Origin of the sequence: Mucilaginibacter sp., assembly GCF_965225845.1 — a bacterium.
GTDB lineage: Bacteria > Bacteroidota > Bacteroidia > Sphingobacteriales > Sphingobacteriaceae > Mucilaginibacter.
On the sequence record NZ_CBDDBL010000002.1, the window covers coordinates 312,327 to 336,723 of the forward strand.

Sequence of the window (24,397 nt, forward strand, 5' to 3'; positions counted from 1 at the left end):
GTTGCACATACAATTTATTGGGTTTGGGCGTTTATCATCCACCAATTATTGTGTCACCGGTTTTAAAAACAATAAAAATTGCGGCTTGCTACAGAAAAAGTTTTTTTATTTCATTAAAATTCTATTTTTGTTATCCGCTTTAAAACATGCATTTAATTAACATATTTATATAAACACTGACTAAAAACTAAAAATTTAAAGTAATGGCAAATGTACCATCAAAACCAACCGCTCCTGTAAAAAAAGAAAGCTCAAGCTCATCGAGCATCTTTGCCACTTTGGCAATCCCGATCTGCTTAGTAGTGTCAATATGTATCTACTTATTTATATTGGCTGATCCAAGCCACTATAAAGGCGGTGATGTTCAAAATGGAGAACCATCAGATCCGTTCGGTATCGTACACAGAGGTGGTGTATTAGTACCATTGGTAATGGGATACGTATTAATGGTTATCGTATTCTCTATCGAAAGATTTATTGTTATTGGTAAAGCTACCGGTACAAGCAGCATTGATACCTTTGTTAGAAAGATCCAAAGTTTCCTTTCTGCAGGTAACATTGATGCAGCCTCTGCTGAGTGCGACAAACAAAAAGGTTCAGTTGCCAATGTAATTAAAGCCGGCTTGAAAAAATACCGCGAAATGGAAGTTGAATCAGATCTTACAGTTGATCAAAAATCATTAGCTATCCAAAAAGACATTGAAGAAGCTACTGCTTTAGAAATGCCAATGTTAGAGCAAAACTTAACTATCATCGCTACTTTGGTATCTATCGGTACATTAACCGGTTTATTAGGTACAGTAATCGGTATGATCAAGGCCTTCGCTGAGTTAGCGGGCAATGGTGGTGGTACTAACACAGGCGCGTTATCAGCAGCTATCTCTGAAGCGTTGGTTAACACCGCTTTGGGTATCAGTACTTCAGCTTTATCAATTGTAATGTACAACGTATTTACATCAAAAATCGATAACCTGACTTACGCAATTGACGAAACAGGATTCAGCATTGTGCAAACATTTGCTGCATCACACAAAAAATAAAAAGGTACAATTTATTTAATACACCGGCGACCACATTTGCCGCCGGTGTATAAGTGAATTAACAGATTTACTCATTTTAATAAAATAGATTATGCCCAGAGTAAAAGTCGCAAGGAAAAGCACCGCAATTGACATGACAGCAATGTGCGACGTGGCGTTTCTTTTGCTTACCTTTTTCATTTTATCAGCAAAACCAAAAACAGACGATCCGTCAAAAGCACAGATCCCTGCCGCAGTAGTAATAGGCCCTATACCCGAAGTTGATTTTGCAACCATCAGCATAGGCCAGGGAAAAGTTTTCTTTGGTATTTCAGGTGATGATGTACGTAAAAAAACATTGGATATAATGGGCGATAAATATAAGATCGCTTTTACACCCGATGAAAAGAACGTTTTTTCCGGAGTTGAAACATTTGGTGTTCCAATCAACCAGCTTAAAGGCTTTTTGGATATGGATGCTAAACAAAGGTCATCAATAGCGCAACCAGGTATACCGGTTGATACAACCGCTACCAATGAATTGTATGACTGGGTTCACTCAGCACGTTTGGCCGATCAGTATTTGCATAACAAGGAAATGAAAATTGGAATCAGAGGTAACAGCCAGGAAGAATACCCTACTGTACAGAAAGTAATTTCTACCTTGCAAAAGCAAAAAGTCAACAGATTTAATTTGATAACAGCCCTAAAATCGAAATAAGAAATGGCAGAATTAGATACCTCCGGCGGGGGGAAGCATAAGGGTGGCAAGGTAAGAACCAAAAAGAAAGCGACACGCGTGGATTTAACAGCCATGGTGGATTTAGCTTTCCTTTTAATTACCTTCTTCATCCTTACTACTACCCTGAACAAGCCGAAAGCACTGGAACTGGTCATGCCTGATAAGGATGATAAAAACACCCAGCTACCTGTTCCGGAATCAAGAACGATGACCCTTTTATTAGGCGATAATGATAAACTGGAATGGTTTGTAGGTGAACCAGGTAAAACACAACCTGCCGTTATTGGATACGGAAAAGAAGATCTGCGTAAAGTATTGGTTGATCAAAATACAGCTATCAAAGCAAGCCATGGTGGCGAGCCTATGATTGTTGTTATTAAACCAAGCGCGCAAAGCACCTATAAAAATATGGTTTCCGTAATGGACGAACTGAATATAACCGGAATTGAACAACGCGCGATAGTTGATATTACGCCTGTTGAACTTGGACTGTTAAAAAGGGACGGATTATTTAAATAGGATTATTAATAATATTAAAGCCTTAAAAAAATGTTAGGATCTAAATTAGATATTTTTAAAAAGGATTGGACCGATGTTATCTTTAAGGGGCGCAATAAAGAATATGGCGCTTACGAATTAAGACAACATAACTCGAAAACCACCAATCTTGCCCTAATCATTGGCTCAGCAGTATTTATATTTGTTATATCTATAAATACAATTGTTAACGCCATTGAAGGGTTCATCCCTAAAGCAGCTCCTGTAGTGAAGCTTACGGATGTAAAACTTTTACCGCCGCCACCCGTTGACCCGGCCAAAAAACCACCTCCCCCACCTCCGGAACCACCAAAACCGAAGGTTGACCAGGTGAAATTCCCTCCTCCGGTAGTAAAACCGGATAACCAGGTGAAAGAACCACCTCCGACAGTTACGGAATTAGCTAAAGCTGACCCGGGGCCAACCACCCAAAAAGGTAACCCGAACGCTGATGTTAACATTGATGCTCCGGTTGGAAATAGCGACGCTAAAGTTACCGAAGCTGACCCTAATACAGTGTTTGCAGCGGTAGAGCAGGAGCCGGAATTTAAAAACGGCGGGCAGGCAGGCTTTAACGCTTATCTTGCTAAAGCAGTAAAATTCCCGGCGGTTGACAGGGAGAACGGAACCTCTGGTAGAGTAATTGTTACGTTTGTAGTTGAAAGAGACGGTAGTTTAACTGACGTTAAAGCACTACGCGGGCCGGATCAAAGTATGGAAGATGCAGCTGTTGCGGCAGTAAAATCCTCACCAGCCTGGAAACCAGGTGTACAAAATGGTCAAAAGGTACGTGTTCAATTTACAATATCGTTTGCTTTCTCACTTGCAGACGCGGATCAGTAAAAACATGTCATCAAATTTACATGATAAGCAAAAATCGCTCACAAGGCGGTTTTTGCTCATTTTAGGCGTCGCTACATTATTATGTGTTACCATTTTTGGTTTAATGATTATGTTTAACAATAATCTTGAGCTTAACATGGGTACAACACAACGCATGGCCGTTGGAGGCTTATTAGTGGCTTATGGTATTTATAGGTCCTTCCGCATTTTTAAAAAGCAACCTCAAGATGAATAAATTAAAAATAGCAGGTTTCGCTCTCTTCATAATAACATTACAGGCATGCAAGCAGAAGCCTGTTTCCTATAATGATACTATTTCTGAGGGGAGTGCAAAATTTGCAGCAGATGAGTCGTTTCAACCGATTGTTGATGCTGAGAATTATATTTTTAAAGCCTTAGACCCCAAGGCCAAACCCGAGCTTGTTTATAAACCTGAAAACATGGTTGTAAATATGTTGCTGCAGGATAGTGTTCGGGTAGCAATTCTGTCGCGCACTTTAGATAGCAGCGAGCTTAAAGTTTTAAAAACTAAAAATTTATCGCCTGACATAGCCCGTTTTGCGGTAGATGCAGTTGCTGTAATTGTAAACAAAGCATCAAATGATACTACTATTACCGTTGATGCGATTAAGAAAATGCTAAACGGGCAGGCAAAATCAGCTAAGAATATTGTATTTGATAACCCAAATTCAAGTTTGGTTAGATATTTAAAAACATTATCGGGTGTTAGCGACTTTAAACTAAGCAACATTTTTGCACTCAAATCAAATAAAGAAGTGATAAGATACGTTAGTACTCATCCGGACGCGATTGGGTTTGTTGGGTTTAACTGGCTGGATGATCCTGATAAAGATTATGCGGATGCCGTAAACAATATTAAAATTGTTGGTGTTAAAGATGAAGCTAATCAAAAATATGCGAATGGGTATTATACACCGTCCCAGGAAACATTGTCATTGGGGCAATATCCGTTAAAAAGAGATTTATATATTATAAACTGCACAGGCAGGCAAGGATTAGGCACTGGTTTCGAACTGTTTTTAACCAGCGACAGAGGGCAAAGGATAGTTTTAACCTCGGGCCTGTTGCCAAGCACAATGCCGGGCAGGGAGATTGAAATAAAACATACAACTAACTAACAAATTCTAAATATAATTAATTCCAAATGAAAATTTCCAGTAAAGTAGCTGCGGCAGCATTAGGATTGTTATTCGCGGGTTCTGCAGCCAAAGCACAGAGCCTTGACGATGCTAAAAAAGCGATTGGTGCCGAGCAATATTCTAAAGCAAAATCAATGCTGAAAAACCTTACGGTTACACAGCCAACAAAAGATGAAGATTATTTTTACCTGGGTTGGGTATATTTACAACAAGACGAACCGGATTCGGCTAAACTTTGGTTCAACAAAGGTGTTGCTGTTAATCCTAAATCATCATTAAATTACGTTGGTTTAGGCGCTGTAGCATTTGTTGATAAAGACAGAACTACAGCTACATCAGATTTTAATCAATCATTAGCTTTTGCAGGAAAAAAAGACGTGGAACCATATGTGTACATTGGCAGAGCATATTTGCTTTCACCAAGTGGTGCACCTGTGCAACCTGCTGATGAAAAAGCAGCGGTTGATATCACTACAAAAGGTTTAGCGATCAATCCTAAAAGTACTGACCTTTTATTAGCCAGGGGCGCTGCTTATTTATCACAATTAGATAATAGCAATGCCTACTCTGACTTTTCAAGCGCACTGGACATTGATCCGAAATCTGCAGCAGCTGATGTTGCTTTAGGTGTAATATCAAAATATTCAAATAACTACACTAATGCTGAACAGAGTTTTCAGGCAGCAATCGCGATCGATCCTAATTATGGCCCGGCTTACCGTGAGTGGGCTGAAACAGACTTGCGCTGGTCAAATAACGATGCGTCACAAGCAGCTAAAAGACAGGAAGCTGTTGAACATTATCAAAAATATTTAAGCTTAACTGATATGTCAGTTGAGTCACAAATGCGCTATGCGGATTTCCTGATCTCTGCCCATGATCCTGCGGATTATAAAATACTGCAGCAAGTTGCTACAGATCTGTCAAAATCAGCAAATACCAACTTGAGGATTTATCGTTATTTGGGTTATGCTGCTTATGAGAACAAGGATTATGCTGCCGGTTTAACAGCAATGAATACCTGGATGACCAAAGCTGATCCTAAACGTATTATTCCCGCCGATTATTTGTACTTAGGCCATTTGCAAATCGCTTCGGGCCAGGATTCAATTGGCATGATGAACCTGGAAAAAGCTTATAAATTAGATAGTACACAAACTGATGTATTAGCTGAAATAGCCAAAGCAGAATATACCGATAAAAAGTACAAACAGGCTGGTGATGAGTATGCTTTATACATATCAAAATCAAATAAAGCAACCTTGAACGATTATTTCCGCGAAGGAAGCGGTTACTACTTTGCTTATATTTATCCTGCTGCTAAAACAACACCTGATACCGCCTTATTAACTAAGGCAGATTCAGCATTTAGTAAAATTCAGCAAAAAGCCACAACACCTGTAGCAATTGCAGCATTGTACAGAGCATATGTTGCTGATGCTAAAGATGCAGACCGTAATAACATTAAAGGTTTAGCAAAACCTTTTTATGAGGATTTTATTAAGATAACTACTTCAAAGCCATCAATAACCGATGGTGATAAAAAGAACCTTGCCATAGCTTATGATTATTTAGGTACTTATTACGAGTATAAAGTAAAAGATATGGCCCAGGCTACCGATAATTATCAAAAAGCACTGGCCAATGACCCAACCAACGCCCAGGCATTGGATTACATGAAACGGAAAAAATAATTAAACAGATTATAAATAAAAAAGCCTCATGAAAATGAGGCTTTTTTATTTACTGTCCATTAGTATATTTGCAGCATGGAAGTACAAAGTTTACCGGTAAATTATTTACCAATCATTTTTCAAATGGTAGTAGCCGTTGGTTTTGTGGTTACCACCATGTTTGTAACGCATAAGATTGGCCCAAAACGCGAAACCAAAGATAAACTGACCCCTTTTGAATCAGGGATTGAAGTTGTTGGTAACGCGCGTACACCTATATCTATTAAATACTTCCTGGTAGCGATACTTTTTGTGCTGTTTGATGTTGAGGTTATCTTCATGTATCCATGGGCTGTGAATTTTAAGGCATTAGGTGGCAGCGGTATGATAGAGATGTTCATCTTTATGGCAACATTGCTGTTGGGTTTCATCTACATCATCAAAAAAGGCGCATTAGATTGGGATTAATTTAGAATAATTCTAAATATATTCTATCGCTATGATAGTGTACTAAATACAGCTTTAAATATTGTAAATTTGCTTATCCTTTCCACATTTGGATAGGTTTTTGTATTATAAATTTCATGAGTGATATTCAGTTAGTTGAAGCTCCTCCTGGTGTAGAAGGTGCTGGGTTTTTTGCTACTTCGCTTGATAAAGCAATAGGTTTAGCACGTTCAAACTCGTTATGGCCACTGCCATTCGCTACTTCATGCTGTGGCATCGAGTTTATGGCCACTATGGCGTCTCATTATGATTTGTCGAGGTTTGGTGCCGAGCGTTTGAGTTTTTCTCCACGCCAGGCCGACTTGTTGATGGTTATGGGTACCATTTCTAAAAAGATGGGTCCTGTACTTCGGCAGGTGTATTTGCAAATGGCTGAGCCACGCTGGGTAATGGCTGTTGGCGCTTGTGCGTCGAGCGGTGGTATTTTTGATACTTACTCAGTGCTGCAAGGTATTGATGAGGTTATCCCGGTTGACGTTTATGTTCCCGGCTGCCCGCCACGCCCCGAAGCCATCATCGACGGTTTTATGGGCATACAGCAATTAGTTAAAACAGAATCGCTACGCCGCCGTAATACGCCGGAGTACCAGAAATTATTAGCTTCATACGGAATTCAGTAATGGGTAAGATCACTAACGAAGAGCTTTTAAAAAAGATCAGCGATAAGTTCGATCAGCAATTTACCGTTGTTGGCGAGCCTTATGGTTTGTTAACCATTGAAACCGGCCGCGATAACATTATCTCTATTTTAGAATATTTAAAAAATGATTCTGTATTACAGTTCATTTATTTAACAGATATAACAGCAATTCATTATCCGGAGCAGGAAAATCCTATAGGGGTTATTTATCACCTGCATAGCCTGGTAAATAATGTGCGTATCCGCATTAAAGTTTTCTTGCCTGCCGAAGATTACCACATCCCAACTGCAACAACAGTTTGGCATGGTGCTAACTGGATGGAGCGCGAAACGTATGACTTTTTCGGCGTGATATTCGATGGTCACCCGGATTTACGCAGGATTTTAAATGTTGACGACATGACGGTTTTTCCGATGCGCAGAGAATATCCGTTGGAAGACCCTAACCGTGTTGATAAAAAAGATTATTTTTTCGGAAGATAGCATATGCAGAACCACCCGGTATATACAGATAACGATCCGCAAACCGCGCCCTCAACCCTTAACTTAGGGCCAACGCACCCTGCTACGCACGGCGTTTTTCAAAACGTGCTGCAGCTGGATGGTGAAAGGATCATAAGCGGGGTATCAACCATTGGTTACATACACCGTGCTTTTGAAAAAATTGCCGAACACCGCCCTTTTTACCAGATCACTCCATTAACTGATCGTTTAAACTACTGTTCATCACCCATCAACAACATGGGCTGGCACATGACGGTTGAAAAGCTGTTAGGTATCGAAACGCCAAAGCGTGTTGATTACCTGCGTGTAATTGTAATGGAACTTGCCCGTATAGCCGATCATATTGTTTGTAACGGTGTATTGGGTGTTGATACCGGCGCTTTCACAGGTTTCCTTTATATGATGGAACACCGCGAGGCTATTTATGAGATTTACGAAGAGGTTTGCGGCTCGCGCCTTACGACCAACATTGGCCGTATAGGTGGTTTCGAGCGTAACTTTAATACCATAGCTTTTAACAAACTGCGTAAATTCTTAAAAGATTTCCCGGTAACGTTAAGGGAATTTGAGGCATTGTTTAACCGTAACCGCATATTTGTTGACCGTACCAAAGGCGTTGCGGCAGTTACCGCGGAAGAAGCTTTGGCTTATAGCTGGAGCGGCCCTTTATTGCGTGCAGCTGGTGTTGATTATGATGTGAGGGCGATGAACCCTTATTCATCATACGAAGATTTTGATTTTGAAGTACCTGTTGGCGAGAATGGCGACGTGTATGCGCGTTTCCTGGTTCGTAACGAAGAAATGTGGCAAAGCCTTCGCCTGATAGAGCAGGCTTTAGCCAAATTGGAGAAAGAACCAACAGATATCTTTCATGCGGATGTACCTGAGTTTTATCTGCCCCCAAAAGAAGAAGTTTACAATAATATGGAAGCCCTCATCTACCACTTTAAAATAGTGATGGGCGAAATAGATACCCCGAACACCGAAGTATACCACTCGGTTGAAGGTGCCAATGGCGAATTAGGTTTTTATTTGGTTAATGATGGTGGCCGTTCGCCATACCGCCTGCACTTCCGCAGGCCGAGTTTCATTAACTACCAGATGTATGCGCCTATGAGCCGCGGGATGTTATTGTCTGACGCGATTATTAACATGAGTAGTTTAAACGTTATAGCCGGAGAATTAGATGCTTAGAGTTGACAATTCAGAAGCGATCCCGGTAGAGTTTTCACCGGAGCTTGTAGCCAAGTTTGATGATATAGTTAGCCGTTATCCCGAAGGAAAACAGAAATCGGCATTATTGCCGATTTTGCACCTGGTTCAAGCCGAATTTGGCTGGGTAAGTGCCCCTGCAATGGACAAAGTTGCGGACTATCTGAAAATACAGGACATTGAAGTTTACGAAGTGGCTACTTTTTACAGCATGTACTTTATGCGCCCGCAAGGCAAATATGTACTGGAGGTTTGCCGTACCGGCCCTTGCTGTTTAGTTGGCGCTGAGAAAATAATGGATCATTTAGAAGAGAAGCTGGGTGTTAAGGAAGGTGATGTTACACCTGACGGATTATTCAGCTGGAGGGGGGTAGAGTGTTTGGCAGCCTGTGGTTACGGCCCGGTATTGCAAATAGGCCCTAAATATACTTTTTATGAAAAATTAACCAACCAGTCGGTTGACCAGTTGATCGCTGATCTTAAAGTACAAGCCGGGAACTGATATGAATAGCTCGACTTTAATTATTACAGATGTTGTTTTGGTTTTAGTTGTAGTATTGATATTGGCCACTGATGAAATAAAAAAACACGGTACAATTTTAATACCGTTAATAGCAATAGCATGTGCAAGCTGTATTGTAAGGCATATTAGCCATTACAAGCACACAAAAAAGATATATTAATAGCAATGGGACGAAAACTACTTTTAGAACATATAAACGTACCCGGCATTAACACCTTTGAGGTTTATCGCCAAAAGGGAGGTTATGCTGCTGTTGAAAAAGCGTTGAAAACTATGTCGTCCGACGATGTGGTTGAAGAGGTAAAGAAATCAGGCTTGCGTGGCCGTGGTGGTGCAGGTTTCCCTACCGGGATGAAGTGGAGCTTTTTGGCTAAGCCGGAAGGTGTTGCCCGTTACCTGGTTTGTAATGCCGATGAGTCAGAGCCCGGAACTTTTAAGGATCGTTATTTGATGACGCATATCCCTCATTTATTAATTGAGGGGATGATTGTTGCCAGCTACGCTTTAGGCGCAAAAACTTCCTACATCTACGTTCGTGGTGAAATGATGCCGCAGATCCGTATACTGGAACGTGCCATCGCGGAAGCAAAAAATAAAGGATTTTTAGGAAAAAATATTTTAGGCACAGGTTATGACCTGGAGCTATATGTACAACCGGGTGGTGGCGCTTACATCTGCGGAGAAGAAACCGCTTTGTTAGAATCACTGGAAGGTAAACGTGGAAACCCGCGCATTAAACCGCCATTCCCGGCTATTGCCGGTTTGTATGGCTGCCCTACGGTGGTAAACAACGTAGAGTCGATTGCGGCAGTGGTACCGATTATCAACGAAGGGGGAGAAGAGTACGCTAAAGTTGGTATTGGCCGCAGTACAGGTACTAAACTGATCTCTGCCGGTGGTAATGTTAAAAATCCGGGTGTTTATGAAATTGACTTAGGTTTGCCGGTTGAAGACTTTTTATATAGCGAAGAATATTGTGGTGGAATTGCCAATGGCAAACGTTTGAAAGCGGTTGTTGCAGGCGGTTCATCAGTTCCGATCTTACCGGCTAACTTATTCATGAAAACCATAACCGGCGAACCACGCCTGATGAGCTATGAATCATTAGCTGAAGGTGGTTTTGTAAGCGGTACCATGATGGGTTCAGGTGGTTTTATCGCTTTTGACGAAGATCAATGTATCGTGCGCAATACCTGGAACTTCGCCCGTTTCTATCACCATGAAAGCTGCGGACAATGTTCGCCATGCCGTGAAGGTACCGGATGGATGGAAAAAGTATTACATCGCCTGGAACATGGCCATGGTAAAATGAGCGACATGGACCTGCTGGTTGATGTATCTAAAAAGATCGAAGGAAATACAATTTGTCCGCTTGGTGACGCGGCAGCATGGCCTGTAGCCAGCGCGATCCGCCACTTTAGGGATGAGTTTGAATGGCACGTAACAAACGGCGCTGAAGCAACGACAAAGAATTACGGGATAGCGCATTACGCTGATCCGTTACCAAAGGTTGAAACGGCGCAGTAAGTCAAAATTAAAAAGTCAAAATTCAAAAATAAAAAACAGCGAAACTTGAACGAAAAGCCTTATGACATCAAGCACAGATGTTATCAATTCTCAAAAGAGATCGTTCAATTTATATCAGCTGCCAAAATTAAAAGAATTTGCTTTTCAATATTTGATCAACTAAAATAAGAAGCGGCACCTCAATTGGAGCCAACATAATAGAGGCAAAGTCGGGTAGTTCGACAAAGGATTTTAGGAACTTTTATACAATATCCTTAAAGTCTGCAAACGAATCTAAATACTTGCTCTGTTTGATAAGAGATACAATAGATAGCAATATCGAAAAAGATAAAATAAATGAGTTGATAAAAGAAGCTGATGAGTTATCAAAGATCATCGCTTCGATAATTATCAATTTGCAAAAGTAAATTTTGACTTTTGAATTTTTAATTTTGAATTTAAATGAAGGTTACCATAGACGGAATATCTGTTGAAGTAGAAGCAGGAACATCCATCCTAAATGCCGCAAGGATCATTGGGGGCGATATTGTACCGCCTGCTATGTGCTATTATTCTAAATTAGAAGGCAGTGGTGGTAAATGCCGTACCTGTTTGGTTAAAGTAAGCAAAGGTTCTGAAAAAGACCCGCGCCCTATGCCTAAACTGGTTGCATCTTGCCGTACCGCAGTGATGGATGGAATGGAAGTGCAAAACATTACTTCGCCGGAAGTTATTGAAGCGCGTAAGGGTATTGTAGAGATGTTATTGATCAACCACCCGCTGGATTGCCCTATTTGCGACCAGGCCGGTGAGTGCGACCTGCAAAACTTAGGGTATGAGCACGGTGCTGCTAAAACTCGCTATGAATTTGACCGCCGTACATTTGATAAGATAGATATTGGTGATAAGATCCAGTTGCACATGACACGTTGCATCCTTTGCTACCGTTGTGTTTTTACTGCCGACCAGATCACTAACCACCGCGAGCACGGTATCTTAAACCGTGGCGATCATTCTGAAATATCTACCTACATACAAAAAGCAGTTGATAACGATTTCTCCGGAAACGTAATTGATGTTTGCCCGGTAGGCGCCTTAACTGATAAAACGTTCCGCTTTAAAAACCGCGTGTGGTTTACCAAGCCGGTTGAGGCACACCGCGATTGCAGCCACGAAAACTGCAAAGGCAAAGTAACCCTTTGGTACAAAGGCGAAGACGTTTTACGTGTAACCGCACGTAAAGATGTATACGGAGAGGTAGAGGACTTTATTTGCAACGAGTGCCGTTTCGACAAAAAGAAAACAGCTGATTGGGTTATTGAAGGCCCGCGTAAAGTGTCAAACCACTCGGTTATCAGCTCAAACCATTACGATACACTAAAGCCGCTGCCGGTTGTTAAAACCAACCCGGTATTGATAGAGGCGAACCAGGAACAATTTGAACGGGAGACACGCTTATAATGGAATTAGCAGATATTATCATAAAATTAGTTTTGGTAGTGATCATTTTCGCTATCAGCCTTGTAGTAGCCATGTATTCTACCTATGCCGAGCGTAAAATAGCGGCATTTTTCCAGGATAGGGTTGGCCCTAACCGTGCCGGTCCATGGGGTATATTACAGCCTTTATGCGATGGCGCGAAGATGTTTTTGAAAGAAGAGATTATCCCGACAAACGCCAGCGCTTTCCTGTTTATTGTTGGCCCGTCATTAGCTATTCTTACGGCTTGTATCGGTTCTGCAGTTATTCCGTGGGGACAACGATTAACTATAGGATCGCATGTAATTGACCTACAGGTTGCCGATATTAACGTAGGTGTTTTATACATCTTTGGTGTAGTATCCTTAGGTGTTTACGGTGTGATGATCGGTGGCTGGGCATCAAATAATAAATACTCTTTATTGGGTGCTATTCGTGCTGCATCACAAAACATCAGCTACGAAATTTCAATGGGGCTTTCAATCATCGCTTTGTTAATGTTGACAGGAACTTTAAGCCTGCGCCAAATTGCTGAGCAACAGCATGAATGGCACTGGAATATTTTACGCCAGCCTTTAGGCTTCCTGTTATTTATCGTTTGTGCTTTTGCGGAAACTAACCGTACGCCATTCGACTTACCGGAGTGCGAAACTGAGTTAGTAGGCGGTTACCATACTGAGTATTCCTCAATGAAATTAGGTTTTTACCTTTTTGCTGAATATATCAACATGTTTGTTTCATCGGCAGTTATGGTTACGCTTTATTGGGGCGGCTACAACTACCCGGGTATGGATTGGATGCTGGCACATGCAGGCACCACCATTGCGCCTATAATAGGTTTGGTGATCATGTTTGCGAAAGTATTCTTGTTCATCTTTTTCTTTATGTGGGTGCGCTGGACAATCCCGCGTTTTCGCTACGATCAGCTGATGGACCTGGGCTGGAAAGTATTGATACCTTTGGCAATTGCCAATATTGTGTTAACGGCTGTTATCAGCACTTATTTATAAGATTAGAGGGATAATGGAATCATTAAGTAATAAAAGAAAGTTAATTGAATCAAAGCCGCTCAATTTTTGGGAGCGAGCCTACTTGCCTGCTATTGTTAGTGGCTTGTCAATTACCATGAAGCACTTCTTCAAAAAGCCGGTTACGATCAGCTATCCTGAAGAAAAACGCGAGTTCTCTGAAAATTTCCGTGGCATGCACTCGCTTAAACGCGATGAGAATGGTAAAGAGCGCTGCACTGCTTGCGGCCTGTGCGCATTATCATGCCCTGCGGAAGCCATCACCATGACTGCCGCTGAGCGCCAAAAAGGTGAAGAGCATTTATACCGCGAAGAAAAATACGCTGCTGTTTACGAAATAAATATGCTGCGTTGCATTTTTTGCGGATTGTGCGAGGAGGCTTGCCCTAAAGAAGCGATCTATTTAGATGGCGATATTGTACCGGCTGACTACCTGCGTAAGGATTTTATTTATGGTAAAGACAAATTAGTAGAGGCACCCTTAAATCAATAAAGAAGTTTTATACCTTTGCCCAACCTTTTCAAGAGCATAGGTATTTTGTAAATATAAACATGAATACATTTTACTTCATCGCGTTTTTGTCCATATTCTTCGCAATACTGGTTATAACTGCAAAAAATCCGGTGCATAGCATACTTTACCTTGTACTCACATTTTTCACTTTCACTATACACTACATTTTACTAAACGCCCAGTTTTTGGCTATAGTAAACTTTATTGTATACATGGGTGCCATTTTGGTATTGTTCCTGTACACGCTTATGCTCATTAACCTTAATAAGGATTCGGAGCCGGTAAAATCAAACATCGTAAAAATTGCGGCTGTATTAGGCGGTGGTTGTTTATTGGTTGTGCTGGTAGGCTGCTTAAAACAGGTTGGCGTTGCAAGTCCGGTTTTGCTGAAAGACCCGGGATTAGGATTGGTACAAAACTTAGGTAAAGTATTATTCAACGAATTTTTATTGCCATTTGAAATTTCCTCGCTGCTGCTGTTATCAGCAATGGTTGGGGCGGTTTTGTTAGCAACTAAGGACCCTCAATCAAAATCATTGTAATGGAAAGTTTAACCAACACCATAAAATCAGTACCGCTTAATCATTACATTTTATTGTGTACTATCATTTTTTCGATAGGCGTTATGGGTGTATTGCTTCGCCGTAATGCTATCATCATTTTCATGTCGGTAGAGTTAATGTTGAATGCAGTTAACTTATTGCTAACTGCTTTCTCAGTTTACCATGGTGATGCATCCGGACAAGTATTCGTGTTTTTTATTATGGCATTAGCCGCGGCCGAAGTTGCTGTGGGACTGGCTATCATTGTGATGATATACCGCAACACCAACTCTGTTGATATTAACGTGTTGAACAGGTTGAAGTGGTAAAATAAATTTCAGATTTCGAATTTTCGATTTCGGATTTGTAAAAAGAAATAAAATATAGAAATGGACAAATACATCTGGCTTATTCCTGTACTACCCTTAGCCGGTTTTATTATTAATGGCATTGGCCGTAAAGCATTCTCAGAAAAACTGATAGGCTTTATAGGCAGTTTTTTAGTGTTGGTTGCTTTTGGATTGAGTGTTGCGGCATTTTTGCAGATCAAATCAACAGGCGCAGCTATAAACGTTACTTATTTTAACTGGATTGATGCCGGTAAAGTACATATACCATTTGCATTCCTGATCGATCAGCTTAGCTCATTAATGTTGCTCATCATTACCGGGATAGGTTTCCTGATCCATTTATACTCTATCGGTTACATGCATTTGGATGAAGGTTTTGGCAAGTTCTTCGCTTACCTTAATTTGTTTGTATTCTTTATGCTATTACTGGTATTAGGCTCAAACTATGTAATAATGTTTATTGGTTGGGAAGGCGTAGGCTTATGCTCATACTTATTGATCGGTTACTGGTTTACTAACCCGAGCTATGCTGATGCCGCTAAAAAAGCATTCATCATGAACCGTATAGGTGATTTAGGTTTCCTGATCGGTATATATATGATCAACCAATATTTCGGTAGTTTTGCTTTTGCAGATATCTTTCCTAAAGTAGCTATGCTACATGCAGGATCAGCGCCATTTGTTTTGATAACTATTCTATTATTTGTAGGCGCTACAGGTAAGTCGGCACAGATACCATTGTTCACCTGGTTACCGGATGCGATGGCCGGACCAACTCCGGTATCGGCTTTGATACACGCTGCAACAATGGTTACGGCAGGTATCTATATGATCGCGCGTTCAAATATTCTGTTTACGCTTGCTCCGGATACCATGCATGTTATTGCTATCATCGGTTTGGCAACAGCCATTTTCGCTGCACTGATCGCCTTAACACAAACTGACATAAAAAAAGTACTGGCATATTCAACCGTATCGCAACTGGGTTATATGTTTTTAGGTTTGGGCGTTGGCGCTTACACAGGTGCATTCTTTCACGTAATGACGCATGCTTTCTTCAAAGCATTATTATTCCTGGGTGCAGGTTCTGTGATCCATGGCATGAGCAATGAGCAGGATATGCGTAAAATGGGAGGGTTAAGAGGTAAACTTCCGGTTACATTCATCACTATGCTGATCGGTACATTAGCTATATCAGGTATACCGCCGTTTGCAGGTTTCTTTTCTAAAGATGAGATTCTGGCACATACGTTTGCGCAAAGCCCTATCATGTATATATTGGGTGTAATAGCGGCTATGTTCACTTCATTTTACATGTTCCGCTTATTGTTCCTTACTTTCTATGGTAAGTTCCGTGGTACACATGATCAGGAGCATCATTTACATGAGTCGCCTCCAAGCATGACTATTCCACTAATCGTATTAGCTATATTATCTATAGTAGGTGGTTTTTTAAACGTACCGGAATCATTGGGTGGTAGTCACTGGCTGGCAAATTACCTTGCACCAATCTTCAAATATTCGATTGCTATTGCACCAATAGCTGAAATGAAGGGTAGCACGGAAATGATTTTGATGTGTGTATCAGTAGGGTCAGCGGTATTGGCCTTTATTTATGCTTATATCAAATACATTAAAAATGCAGAAGTTCCGGTATCGGATACTGAAGAACGTAGCTTTTTGGTCAACCTTTCATATCACAAGTTTTATGTGGATGAGATCTATGATACCATTATCCGAAAACCATTGGATGCGTTGTCCCGCTTTGGTTATAATGTGATTGATAAGATGGGTATTGACGGGTTAGTAAATGGCATAGCTGATTCTCCGGTTGAGGCCAGTAAAGGGTTGCGTTTATTACAAACAGGAAATGTGGGTTTCTACATTTTTATGATGGTGATAGGCATAATAGCAGTGTTAGTGTATAGTTTTGTTAAAATATAAACCTTAGTGTTTACCAAATAAAAATGACGGTTAGTATATTAATTTTTTTACCGATAGTAGCAGCCCTGGCTGTATTGATACTTAAAAATGAAGTTGCAAAATATGTTGCTTTGTTTTTTGCTGTTGCCGAATTAGGTGTAGCCGCGTATTTTTTAGTAAATTTTATACCCAATGCAACAACACAGTTTGTTATTGATGCACCATGGATACCTAAATTCGGTATTTACTTTAATGCCGGCATTGATGGTATAAGCATGATGATGGTTTTATTAACCACGGTGTTAGTGCCAATTATCATCCTGAGCACATATGAACACACTTATAAAAAAGCATCCGCATTTTATGCATTGATCTTATTTATGCAGGCTGGTTTATTACTTGTATTTACCGCGCTCGATGGATTTTTGTTCTACGTAGGATGGGAAGCTGCTTTAATTCCAATATACTTTATATGTGCTTTGTGGGGCGGCGAAAACAGGATCAGAATTACGCTTAAGTTTTTCATCTATACTTTTGCAGGCTCCTTGTTTATGCTGGTAACCATCATTTACCTGTACATGCAAAACCCGACCAAAACTTATGACCTGATGGAGTTTTATCACCTGGTATTGTCGCCAACGCAGCAATCATGGGTGTTCCTGGGTTTCTTTATTGCCTTTGCTATCAAAATACCTTTGTTCCCATTCCATACCTGGCAGCCCGATACCTATACTGAAGCGCCATCCGCAGGTAGCATGCTTTTAGCGGGTATTATGTTAAAAATGGGTTTATACGGAGCTTTACGCTGGATGATACCCAATGCGCCGATGGGCTGGGATAAATGGTACAACGTGATCATTGCATTATCAGTAATCGGTGTAGTATATGGGGCAATTATTGCCTTCACACAAAAAAATGGCAAACGTTTAGTAGCTTATTCATCAATAAGTCACGTTGGCTTGATTGCGGCTGGTATATTTACAATGACAAGGGTAGGCGTACAGGGCGCTTTGATACAAATGCTTAGCCACGGTATAAATGTAGTTGGGATGTTTTTTGTATGGGATATCATCAGCAGGCGCTATAATACACTTAACAGCAACGAGCTTGGTGGCATAGCCAAAGTTGCGCCAAAGTTTGCTACTGCATTTTTAATAATTGTATTGGGTACGGTTGCTTTGCCTTTAACCAATGGTTTTGTGGGTGAATTTTTATTGCTGAACAGCCTTTATATGGTAAACATCATAGTGTGTGCTGTGGCGGGTTTAACTATCATATTTGCCGCGGTATATATGTTGCGTATGTACAAAAATGTTATGCAAGGCGAAACCAATAGCTTAACTGCTACTTTTACTGCCCTTGCCGGATCAGAAAAATTGGTGCTGGCTATAATTTGTATACTAATTATAGGTATCGGTATTTTCCCGGGGCCGCTAATGCATATTTCGCAGGCATCGGTTGATAAACTTATAACTACAGTAAATAACAGGGTAATGGGTTTATCCATTCCGCAATAAGCTAAATTTTAGTACATATAATAACCTGAATTAGAATTTAGAGATCAGAATTAAAAAGACAACATGAATACCTTAATAATCATATCTGTTTTACCTATAGTGCTTTTATATTTGGGCTTATACAAAGCTCAAAAAGCGTTGTTACCTGTTGCAGTTATTGGCCTGCTGGCAGCTTTGGGCTTAGCAATAAGCCAATGGAACAACGGCGCGCAACCCATTTATCATGATATGATGTTGTTTGATAATTATTCTATCGCGTTTTGCGCTATCACAATTATTACTACTATACTTATATTGCTGTTATCAAAAGGTTATTTTGAAAGGATAAGCAGCCACATCGCCGAGTATTATGCTATCATATTATTCTCGCTGGCGGGTATTGTGGTAATGGTATCCTACTATAATTTAACAATGTTGTTTATAGGTATAGAAATTATGTCGGTAAGTTTATACATACTTGCGGGTATCCGTAAACATGATTTTGCATCAAACGAAGCAGCATTGAAATACTTTTTGATGGGTGCGTTTTCAACGGGATTTTTACTGTTTGGCATCGCGCTAATCTACGGTGCAAGCGGCTCATTTAACCTGGAAGTTATACGTGATTACGTAATAGCTAACCCGCGCAACATCGACCCAATGTTTTATGTAGGTATAGGATTAATGATTGTTGGCCTTTGCTTTAAAGTTGGCGCAGCGCCATTCCATTTCTGGACCCCGGATGTTTACGAAGGTTCGCCTTCATTGGTAACCGCGTTCATGTCTACTGCTGTTAAAACTGCCGGTTTTGCCGCGTTCCTGCGTTTGTTTACAGAGTGCTTTGCACCAATCTCTAACTTTTGGATGCCAATATTATTGATCATCACCATATTGACATTATTCATCGGCAATATAACAGCCCTTTATCAGCGTAGCTTTAAACGTATGATGGCGTACTCAAGCATTTCGCACGCAGGGTATTTATTGTTCGCTATCGTAGCTTTAGGCGCAAGTTCGGCAAATTCGGTATTTGTATATGCTACCGCTTATTCAATCGCTTCTATCATCGCGTTTGCAGCTTTAATACTGGTTCGCCAGCATGCAGGCAGCGATAACTTTGAATCGTTTAACGGCCTTGCAAAAAAGAATCCTTTTCTGGCATTTGCCTTAACTATCGCCATGCTTTCATTAGCGGGTATCCCACTTACTGCTGGCTTCATCGGTAAGTTCTTTATGTTCTCATCAGCCTTGTCTCAATACCAAGTTTGGCTGGTTATTTTGGCTGTGGTAAATGCCATCATCAGTATCTTTTATTACTTCAGGGTTATTGTGGCTATGTATTTCCGTACTGCTGAAACTGAAGAAGTTCAGATTCCGGCTTACTATAACTTTGTTTTAGGTTTATCGGCAGTTGCAACCATATTAATTGGTATTTATCCAACATTTATTACCGGGCTTATTTAATAAGAAAGTTATTATCCCATTTCAATATAATATTTGTAGATTTACAAATAGTGAATGGAAAAATTTTGGGAACACCTGCAGAATTTAACGGATGCACAGTCCATTATAAGTAGAGGCGGTTTTTACTTTTTGCTTACCGTTGTATTTGCTGAAACAGGTTTGTTTTTTGGCTTCTTTTTGCCGGGAGACTATTTACTGTTTATGGCTGGTTTGCTTTGTGCCAACGGCATCTTTCAAATTAACATTACCACACTTATTCTTTCAATAATCGCCGCGGGAATTTTAGGCAATTTTGCTGGTTATTGGTTTGGTTATCGTACCGGACCAATATTATTCAACAAAAACGATTCTTTCATGTTTAAGAAGCGATATGTGGTAATGGCAGAGCAATTTTACCTGAAATATGGAGGCATGGCATTAATTTTGGGCAGATTTTTCCCGATAATTAGAACTTTTGCGCCTATCTTTGCAGGTGTTGTAAAAGTTGATATTAAAAAGTTTACTTTATATAACATAGTGGGTAGCGTGGCATGGGTAGTAATACTTTGCTTGTCGGGTTATTTTTTAGGTATAAAATTCCCCGATGTAAAGCAATATGCGCATTACGTTATAATCGGTTTTTTTGTGCTTACATCTGTCCCGCTCGTTTTAGCTTTTTTCAAAAAGCAACATGTTCAGCAACATAATAACTAAATAAAAATATATATAACATTTAAATGAGTACTCAACATCCGTGGCACCAGGTTTCTCCCGGCGATAATTTTCCTGAAATAGTAAATGCGATAATCGAGATCCCAAAAGGATCAAAAGCGAAATATGAGATAGATAAGGATTCCGGCTTATTAAAACTTGACCGTGTTTTATTTTCATCGGTGATGTACCCTGCTAATTACGGCTTTATACCACAAACTTATTGCGATGACCATGATCCTTTGGATATATTGGTTTTGTGCTCCGTTGATGTGTTCCCAATGTCTATCATCGAAGCTAAGGTTATCGGTGTAATGCATATGGTTGACAATGGCGAACAGGATGATAAGATCATCGCGGTAGCAAAAAATGATATGTCGGTTAATTATATTAACGACTTAAATGAATTGCCGCCACACGCTACCAAAGAGATCGTTCGTTTCTTTCAGGATTATAAAAGCCTGGAAGGAAAAAACGTAACCATTGAGCATTTGCTTGGTATGCGTTATGCGCATAAAGTAATTCAAGAAAGTATGGAACTTTATAAGTCTACTTTCCCTGTGTATCAACAATAACGAATGGACCCCGATCATATAAATATTTCATACCTTATCCTTACCGGGTTTTTAGTCCTGCTTAACGGATTTTTTGTTGCTGCTGAATTTGCCCTGGTGCGTGTTCGCGGTTCTCAAATTGAAATAAAAGTAAAAGCAGGCAGCCGCGTTGCAAAAATTACGCGTAGCATCATGAGTAACCTTGACGGTTACTTAGCAGCTACACAGTTGGGTATTACCATAGCCTCTTTAGGTTTAGGTGTAATAGGCGAAGGGGTTTTTACAGATGTTGCGCTAAACTTATTCAGATTACTTGGTTTTACGATAACATCAAGCGTAACTATAACTGTCGCGCACATAGTGGCGTTTGTTTTTATTACAGTTTTAATTATTGTTTTTGGAGAGTTAGCTCCCAAAACGCTGGCAATACAAAGGTCAGTACGTACAGCGCTGGCAATCTCAACACCATTAAGGATTTTCTTTATTGTGTTCAAGCCCATTATATGGGTGTTAAATAAGCTGGCTAATTTTATCTTACGGATTTTCGGTATCAATGCTTACCAGGGTGAAACACACCATAGCTCCGAAGAATTACAATATTTGTTGGAGCAAGGTAAGGAAACAGGTGCGATCGACTCTAATGAGCATGAACTGATACAAAACGTATTTGAGTTTAATGAGCGGGTGGTGAAAAATATAATGGTGCCTCGTACCAAAATATCGGGCGTTGATATCAATACAGAAAAAGACGAGTTACTGGAGATCTTAATTACAGAAGGTTACTCCCGCATACCTGTGTATGATGATGTGATCGATAAGATTGTAGGTATTGTTCATGCCAAAGATATTTTGCCTTTGCTGGCGCGAAACGAGCCGATCGTTTTAAAAGATATCATCCGCAAACCATACTTTATTCCGGAAACCAAGAAGATCAATGATCTGATGGCTGAACTGCAGCAAAAACGTATCCAGATAGCAATCGTGTTGGATGAATTTGGCGGCACTGCAGGCATGGTTACGCTGGAAGATATTGTTGAAGAGTTGGTGGGCGAAATACAGGATGAGTACGATGAGGAAAAGCCTATTGTTGAGCGAATAAACGACCGTGAATTTATTGTAAACGCGCTTGCACCAATATATGACGTAAACAGCCACCTGCCGCATGATCTGCCTGAAGATGGTGATTATGATACCGTATCCGGCTGGTTAGGCGATATTTTTGGGAAGATCCCCGACGTAGGCGAGCAAAAAGAATCTAACGGTTATAATATTACCGTGCTTAAAAAATCCGATCAGAACATCGAATCTGTAAAACTTGAATTGCTGATAAATGAGGAAGATGCTGTAGATTTACATTAGGAATGAGAGTCATGAATAAAGAGCCAGGAATCAAGATAGGTTTTAGGCGATTTTATCATGACTCCTGATTCTTGACTCTTGATTCTATACAGAAATGCATCTTTTCTATACACCAGACATCCAGCCAACAAATCCCCAGTATTTTCTGAGCGAAGAAGAAAGCAAGCATGCTATTCGTGTGCTGCGATTGAATATTGGCGATGAAGTTCAATTAATTGATGGTCGTGGCGGTTTATACGGCGCTGAGATAAAAGTTGCTCACCCTAAAAGAACCATTCTGCAAATAAATTCAGTTATCAGCGAGTTTAATAAGCGAAATCATTACCTGCACATCGCCATTGCCCCAACAAAAAATATGGAGCGATTGGAGTGGTTTTTAGAGAAGGCTACCGAAATAGGAATTGATGAGATCTCGCTCATCATCTGCCAGCGTTCAGAGCGGAAGGAAGTAAAAACTGACAGGTCAAATAAGATCATCACCGCCGCTATAAAGCAATCTTTAAAAGCTTATCACCCTGTTTTAAACGAACCTGAGCCATTAGCGAAAATATTAGCACGTGAGTGGGACGGCCAAAAATTTATAGCGCATTGTGAGCCTGGCGAAAAGATCAATCTTAAAGATGGTATAACACCAGGCGGCAAATATTTAATATTGATAGGCCCCGAAGGTGATTTTACACCAAAAGAGATAGAAGATGCGTTAAGTAATGATTACAAAGCCATAACTTTAGGCGAAAGCAGGCTGCGCACAGAAACTGCCGCGCTTGAAGCCTGTTTTGAAATAAATTTTTTAAACCGCTAAATGACAAAGATAGTCTATATAGTTTTTTCAATGCTGGCGCTGTTCTTAATGAGCAGCTTTAGTCAGCCTACCTATAAAATGGCCCAACTAAAGTACAATGGCGGCGGCGATTGGTATGGCGACCGTACGGCCTTGCCTAACCTGGCTAAGTTTTGCAACGAAAATTTAAAAACCAATTTTCAAATCGAGAATGAAACGGTGGAAGTTGGTAGCTCGGAGATATTTAATTATCCCTTTATTTTCATGACCGGGCACGGCAATGTGATCTTCTCCGACCAGGAAGCACAAAACCTGCGTGCATATTTAACAGGTGGTGGTTTTCTGCATATCTGCGATAATTACGGGTTGGATCAGTTTATCCGTCCGCAGATGAAAAAGGTATTTCCGGAGCTGGATTTTGTGGAGTTGCCGCTAAATTATCCCATTTATCACCAAAAATATGATTTCCCTAATGGCCTTCCTAAAGTCCACGAGCATGATGGCAAACGGGCACAAGGTTTCGGGTTGATATACAAAGGCAGGTTGGTTTGTTTTTACGACTATCAATGCGATTTAGGCAATGGGTGGGAAGACTTTGGTACATACGCCGGCGATACCCAGGAAACCCGCTTAAAAGCCTTAAAAATGGGCGCGGATATAATTCAATATATATTCACTAACCGATAATCGTTAATTTAGTTGAATAGTGGATTTCGTTGAATATTGAAAAAAGGTAAATTAGCAATATAATCAGATCAATCATTAAATATACGTAATAAGCGGTTCATGATAACAGCACAAGTAAACTCCCAATACAATTTCGAGATCGATAAAACTGATGATGTTTTACTCATTAACGGTGAACCTGTTGCTGCTGATATTAAACCATTGAATGGATCCGCTTATCATATTATACATAATTTAAAATCTTATAATGCCGAGGTGGTAAGCTTTAATCCTGCTATGAAAACGGCAGAGATCAAGGTTAATAACAATTTGTATACCATCTCTGTTAAAGATCAGTATGATACACTGCTGGAAAAATTAGGCTTAAATAACTTGAACAGTGTTAAAATAAGCGAAGTGAAAGCACCTATGCCCGGCTTGGTATTAAAGGTATTTGTTGCCGAAGGCGGCGAAGTAAAAAAAGGTGATAACCTGTTAATTTTGGAAGCCATGAAAATGGAAAACATTATAAAAGCTGCTGCTGATGTCACTGTTAAAACAGTTAAAATAAAAACCGGCGACAAGGTTGAAAAAGGACAGGTGTTATTGATGTTCAAATAATGATGAATTAGAAATCTTATAAAATAAAAGAGGCGAAAAGTATATACTTTTCGCCTCTTTTATT

At 40.2% G+C, this 24,397-nt stretch carries 28 protein-coding genes; all 28 read left to right on the forward strand.

The annotated features are described in order from the left end of the window. The first annotated feature begins 203 nt into the window (after nucleotides 1-203). Nucleotides 204-1,040 carry a MotA/TolQ/ExbB proton channel family protein gene (locus ACYZ0U_RS05165; protein ID WP_461450530.1) on the forward strand — a complete coding sequence of 279 codons (837 nt, stop codon included), beginning with the start codon at nucleotides 204-206 and terminating at the stop codon, nucleotides 1,038-1,040. Between the two features lie 91 nt (nucleotides 1,041-1,131). Then, nucleotides 1,132-1,740, forward strand: a complete 609-nt coding sequence (locus ACYZ0U_RS05170; RefSeq protein WP_461450532.1) for a biopolymer transporter ExbD — start codon at nucleotides 1,132-1,134, stop codon at nucleotides 1,738-1,740. Nucleotides 1,741-1,743: 3 nt separating this feature from the next. Further along, nucleotides 1,744-2,280, forward strand: a complete 537-nt coding sequence (locus tag ACYZ0U_RS05175) for an ExbD/TolR family protein (protein WP_461450534.1) — start codon at nucleotides 1,744-1,746, stop codon at nucleotides 2,278-2,280. A 30-nt stretch (nucleotides 2,281-2,310) separates the two neighbouring features. Then, entirely contained in the window at nucleotides 2,311-3,141 is an 831-nt protein-coding gene (locus ACYZ0U_RS05180) for an energy transducer TonB (protein ID WP_461450536.1), read from the forward strand. Between the two features lie 4 nt (nucleotides 3,142-3,145). Beyond that, on the forward strand, nucleotides 3,146-3,376 hold the full coding sequence (locus ACYZ0U_RS05185; RefSeq protein ID WP_461450538.1) for a hypothetical protein: 231 nt from the start codon (nucleotides 3,146-3,148) through the stop codon (nucleotides 3,374-3,376). Then, nucleotides 3,369-4,280 carry a PstS family phosphate ABC transporter substrate-binding protein gene (locus ACYZ0U_RS05190; protein ID WP_461450540.1) on the forward strand — a complete coding sequence of 304 codons (912 nt, stop codon included), beginning with the start codon at nucleotides 3,369-3,371 and terminating at the stop codon, nucleotides 4,278-4,280. Before ACYZ0U_RS05185 ends, ACYZ0U_RS05190 begins: the two co-directional genes overlap by 8 nt. A gap of 26 nt (nucleotides 4,281-4,306) precedes the next feature. Next, on the forward strand, nucleotides 4,307-5,995 hold the full coding sequence (locus ACYZ0U_RS05195; RefSeq protein ID WP_461450542.1) for a tetratricopeptide repeat protein: 1,689 nt from the start codon (nucleotides 4,307-4,309) through the stop codon (nucleotides 5,993-5,995). 75 nt (nucleotides 5,996-6,070) lie between these two features. Then, on the forward strand, nucleotides 6,071-6,442 hold the full coding sequence (locus tag ACYZ0U_RS05200) for an NADH-quinone oxidoreductase subunit A (protein ID WP_461450544.1): 372 nt from the start codon (nucleotides 6,071-6,073) through the stop codon (nucleotides 6,440-6,442). A 116-nt stretch (nucleotides 6,443-6,558) separates the two neighbouring features. Further along, nucleotides 6,559-7,101: an NADH-quinone oxidoreductase subunit B gene (locus ACYZ0U_RS05205; protein ID WP_461450546.1), complete on the forward strand. Its 543-nt coding sequence runs from the start codon at nucleotides 6,559-6,561 to the stop codon at nucleotides 7,099-7,101. Beyond that, nucleotides 7,101-7,604, forward strand: a complete 504-nt coding sequence (locus tag ACYZ0U_RS05210; RefSeq protein WP_461450548.1) for an NADH-quinone oxidoreductase subunit C — start codon at nucleotides 7,101-7,103, stop codon at nucleotides 7,602-7,604. The genes ACYZ0U_RS05205 and ACYZ0U_RS05210 overlap by 1 nt, the downstream gene beginning before the upstream one ends. A gap of 3 nt (nucleotides 7,605-7,607) precedes the next feature. Further along, entirely contained in the window at nucleotides 7,608-8,819 is a 1,212-nt protein-coding gene (locus tag ACYZ0U_RS05215) for an NADH-quinone oxidoreductase subunit D (protein WP_461450550.1), read from the forward strand. Beyond that, nucleotides 8,812-9,339 (forward strand): NADH-quinone oxidoreductase subunit NuoE family protein, encoded by a 528-nt coding sequence (locus ACYZ0U_RS05220; RefSeq protein WP_461450552.1) that lies wholly within the window; start codon nucleotides 8,812-8,814, stop codon nucleotides 9,337-9,339. The genes ACYZ0U_RS05215 and ACYZ0U_RS05220 overlap by 8 nt, the downstream gene beginning before the upstream one ends. A gap of 186 nt (nucleotides 9,340-9,525) precedes the next feature. Then, nucleotides 9,526-10,887 (forward strand): NADH-quinone oxidoreductase subunit NuoF, encoded by a 1,362-nt coding sequence (gene nuoF / locus ACYZ0U_RS05225; protein ID WP_461450554.1) that lies wholly within the window; start codon nucleotides 9,526-9,528, stop codon nucleotides 10,885-10,887. A 164-nt stretch (nucleotides 10,888-11,051) separates the two neighbouring features. Next, on the forward strand, nucleotides 11,052-11,294 hold the full coding sequence (locus ACYZ0U_RS05230) for a four helix bundle protein (RefSeq protein ID WP_461453686.1): 243 nt from the start codon (nucleotides 11,052-11,054) through the stop codon (nucleotides 11,292-11,294). A gap of 34 nt (nucleotides 11,295-11,328) precedes the next feature. Next, nucleotides 11,329-12,327: an NADH-quinone oxidoreductase subunit G gene (locus tag ACYZ0U_RS05235; RefSeq protein WP_461450556.1), complete on the forward strand. Its 999-nt coding sequence runs from the start codon at nucleotides 11,329-11,331 to the stop codon at nucleotides 12,325-12,327. Continuing rightward, the gene (nuoH, locus tag ACYZ0U_RS05240; RefSeq protein ID WP_461450558.1) at nucleotides 12,327-13,355 is read left to right on the forward strand and encodes an NADH-quinone oxidoreductase subunit NuoH; all 1,029 of its coding nucleotides are present in this window, start codon (nucleotides 12,327-12,329) and stop codon (nucleotides 13,353-13,355) included. The genes ACYZ0U_RS05235 and nuoH overlap by 1 nt, the downstream gene beginning before the upstream one ends. A gap of 13 nt (nucleotides 13,356-13,368) precedes the next feature. After that, entirely contained in the window at nucleotides 13,369-13,866 is a 498-nt protein-coding gene (locus ACYZ0U_RS05245; RefSeq protein WP_461450560.1) for a NuoI/complex I 23 kDa subunit family protein, read from the forward strand. Nucleotides 13,867-13,925: 59 nt separating this feature from the next. Next, nucleotides 13,926-14,429, forward strand: coding sequence for an NADH-quinone oxidoreductase subunit J family protein (locus ACYZ0U_RS05250; protein ID WP_461450562.1), 504 nt, complete (start codon nucleotides 13,926-13,928; stop codon nucleotides 14,427-14,429). Next, nucleotides 14,429-14,758, forward strand: a complete 330-nt coding sequence (gene nuoK, locus ACYZ0U_RS05255) for an NADH-quinone oxidoreductase subunit NuoK (protein ID WP_461450564.1) — start codon at nucleotides 14,429-14,431, stop codon at nucleotides 14,756-14,758. Before ACYZ0U_RS05250 ends, nuoK begins: the two co-directional genes overlap by 1 nt. 60 nt (nucleotides 14,759-14,818) lie before the next feature. Further along, nucleotides 14,819-16,723: an NADH-quinone oxidoreductase subunit L gene (gene nuoL / locus ACYZ0U_RS05260; protein WP_461450566.1), complete on the forward strand. Its 1,905-nt coding sequence runs from the start codon at nucleotides 14,819-14,821 to the stop codon at nucleotides 16,721-16,723. A 23-nt stretch (nucleotides 16,724-16,746) separates the two neighbouring features. After that, nucleotides 16,747-18,219 (forward strand): complex I subunit 4 family protein, encoded by a 1,473-nt coding sequence (locus tag ACYZ0U_RS05265; protein WP_461450568.1) that lies wholly within the window; start codon nucleotides 16,747-16,749, stop codon nucleotides 18,217-18,219. 63 nt (nucleotides 18,220-18,282) lie between these two features. Then, nucleotides 18,283-19,662 carry an NADH-quinone oxidoreductase subunit N gene (locus ACYZ0U_RS05270; RefSeq protein ID WP_461450570.1) on the forward strand — a complete coding sequence of 460 codons (1,380 nt, stop codon included), beginning with the start codon at nucleotides 18,283-18,285 and terminating at the stop codon, nucleotides 19,660-19,662. 54 nt (nucleotides 19,663-19,716) lie between these two features. After that, nucleotides 19,717-20,355 (forward strand): DedA family protein, encoded by a 639-nt coding sequence (locus ACYZ0U_RS05275; RefSeq protein ID WP_461450572.1) that lies wholly within the window; start codon nucleotides 19,717-19,719, stop codon nucleotides 20,353-20,355. Between the two features lie 23 nt (nucleotides 20,356-20,378). Continuing rightward, nucleotides 20,379-20,927, forward strand: a complete 549-nt coding sequence (locus tag ACYZ0U_RS05280; protein WP_461450574.1) for an inorganic diphosphatase — start codon at nucleotides 20,379-20,381, stop codon at nucleotides 20,925-20,927. A gap of 3 nt (nucleotides 20,928-20,930) precedes the next feature. Beyond that, nucleotides 20,931-22,265, forward strand: coding sequence for a hemolysin family protein (locus tag ACYZ0U_RS05285; protein ID WP_461450576.1), 1,335 nt, complete (start codon nucleotides 20,931-20,933; stop codon nucleotides 22,263-22,265). A gap of 94 nt (nucleotides 22,266-22,359) precedes the next feature. Further along, the gene (locus ACYZ0U_RS05290) at nucleotides 22,360-23,067 is read left to right on the forward strand and encodes a 16S rRNA (uracil(1498)-N(3))-methyltransferase (protein ID WP_461450578.1); all 708 of its coding nucleotides are present in this window, start codon (nucleotides 22,360-22,362) and stop codon (nucleotides 23,065-23,067) included. Continuing rightward, on the forward strand, nucleotides 23,068-23,733 hold the full coding sequence (locus tag ACYZ0U_RS05295; protein ID WP_461450580.1) for a DUF4159 domain-containing protein: 666 nt from the start codon (nucleotides 23,068-23,070) through the stop codon (nucleotides 23,731-23,733). 99 nt (nucleotides 23,734-23,832) lie between these two features. Beyond that, complete coding sequence (locus tag ACYZ0U_RS05300) at nucleotides 23,833-24,333, forward strand: acyl-CoA carboxylase biotin carboxyl carrier protein subunit (RefSeq protein ID WP_461450582.1); 501 nt, start codon at nucleotides 23,833-23,835, stop codon at nucleotides 24,331-24,333. Nucleotides 24,334-24,397: the final 64 nt, after the last annotated feature.

What these genes read in the sequence shown, in the direction of transcription:
- ACYZ0U_RS05165 (WP_461450530.1), top strand. Translation starts at nt 204, where the DNA reads ATGGCAAATGTACCATCAAAACCAACCGCTCCTGTAAAAAAAGAAAGC.
- ACYZ0U_RS05170 (WP_461450532.1), top strand. Translation starts at nt 1,132, where the DNA reads ATGCCCAGAGTAAAAGTCGCAAGGAAAAGCACCGCAATTGACATGACA.
- ACYZ0U_RS05175 (WP_461450534.1), top strand. Translation starts at nt 1,744, where the DNA reads ATGGCAGAATTAGATACCTCCGGCGGGGGGAAGCATAAGGGTGGCAAG.
- ACYZ0U_RS05180 (WP_461450536.1), top strand. Translation starts at nt 2,311, where the DNA reads ATGTTAGGATCTAAATTAGATATTTTTAAAAAGGATTGGACCGATGTT.
- ACYZ0U_RS05185 (WP_461450538.1), top strand. Translation starts at nt 3,146, where the DNA reads ATGTCATCAAATTTACATGATAAGCAAAAATCGCTCACAAGGCGGTTT.
- ACYZ0U_RS05190 (WP_461450540.1), top strand. Translation starts at nt 3,369, where the DNA reads ATGAATAAATTAAAAATAGCAGGTTTCGCTCTCTTCATAATAACATTA.
- ACYZ0U_RS05195 (WP_461450542.1), top strand. Translation starts at nt 4,307, where the DNA reads ATGAAAATTTCCAGTAAAGTAGCTGCGGCAGCATTAGGATTGTTATTC.
- ACYZ0U_RS05200 (WP_461450544.1), top strand. Translation starts at nt 6,071, where the DNA reads ATGGAAGTACAAAGTTTACCGGTAAATTATTTACCAATCATTTTTCAA.
- ACYZ0U_RS05205 (WP_461450546.1), top strand. Translation starts at nt 6,559, where the DNA reads ATGAGTGATATTCAGTTAGTTGAAGCTCCTCCTGGTGTAGAAGGTGCT.
- ACYZ0U_RS05210 (WP_461450548.1), top strand. Translation starts at nt 7,101, where the DNA reads ATGGGTAAGATCACTAACGAAGAGCTTTTAAAAAAGATCAGCGATAAG.
- ACYZ0U_RS05215 (WP_461450550.1), top strand. Translation starts at nt 7,608, where the DNA reads ATGCAGAACCACCCGGTATATACAGATAACGATCCGCAAACCGCGCCC.
- ACYZ0U_RS05220 (WP_461450552.1), top strand. Translation starts at nt 8,812, where the DNA reads ATGCTTAGAGTTGACAATTCAGAAGCGATCCCGGTAGAGTTTTCACCG.
- nuoF (WP_461450554.1), top strand. Translation starts at nt 9,526, where the DNA reads ATGGGACGAAAACTACTTTTAGAACATATAAACGTACCCGGCATTAAC.
- ACYZ0U_RS05235 (WP_461450556.1), top strand. Translation starts at nt 11,329, where the DNA reads ATGAAGGTTACCATAGACGGAATATCTGTTGAAGTAGAAGCAGGAACA.
- nuoH (WP_461450558.1), top strand. Translation starts at nt 12,327, where the DNA reads ATGGAATTAGCAGATATTATCATAAAATTAGTTTTGGTAGTGATCATT.
- ACYZ0U_RS05245 (WP_461450560.1), top strand. Translation starts at nt 13,369, where the DNA reads ATGGAATCATTAAGTAATAAAAGAAAGTTAATTGAATCAAAGCCGCTC.
- ACYZ0U_RS05250 (WP_461450562.1), top strand. Translation starts at nt 13,926, where the DNA reads ATGAATACATTTTACTTCATCGCGTTTTTGTCCATATTCTTCGCAATA.
- nuoK (WP_461450564.1), top strand. Translation starts at nt 14,429, where the DNA reads ATGGAAAGTTTAACCAACACCATAAAATCAGTACCGCTTAATCATTAC.
- nuoL (WP_461450566.1), top strand. Translation starts at nt 14,819, where the DNA reads ATGGACAAATACATCTGGCTTATTCCTGTACTACCCTTAGCCGGTTTT.
- ACYZ0U_RS05265 (WP_461450568.1), top strand. Translation starts at nt 16,747, where the DNA reads ATGACGGTTAGTATATTAATTTTTTTACCGATAGTAGCAGCCCTGGCT.
- ACYZ0U_RS05270 (WP_461450570.1), top strand. Translation starts at nt 18,283, where the DNA reads ATGAATACCTTAATAATCATATCTGTTTTACCTATAGTGCTTTTATAT.
- ACYZ0U_RS05275 (WP_461450572.1), top strand. Translation starts at nt 19,717, where the DNA reads ATGGAAAAATTTTGGGAACACCTGCAGAATTTAACGGATGCACAGTCC.
- ACYZ0U_RS05280 (WP_461450574.1), top strand. Translation starts at nt 20,379, where the DNA reads ATGAGTACTCAACATCCGTGGCACCAGGTTTCTCCCGGCGATAATTTT.
- ACYZ0U_RS05285 (WP_461450576.1), top strand. Translation starts at nt 20,931, where the DNA reads ATGGACCCCGATCATATAAATATTTCATACCTTATCCTTACCGGGTTT.
- ACYZ0U_RS05290 (WP_461450578.1), top strand. Translation starts at nt 22,360, where the DNA reads ATGCATCTTTTCTATACACCAGACATCCAGCCAACAAATCCCCAGTAT.
- ACYZ0U_RS05295 (WP_461450580.1), top strand. Translation starts at nt 23,068, where the DNA reads ATGACAAAGATAGTCTATATAGTTTTTTCAATGCTGGCGCTGTTCTTA.
- ACYZ0U_RS05300 (WP_461450582.1), top strand. Translation starts at nt 23,833, where the DNA reads ATGATAACAGCACAAGTAAACTCCCAATACAATTTCGAGATCGATAAA.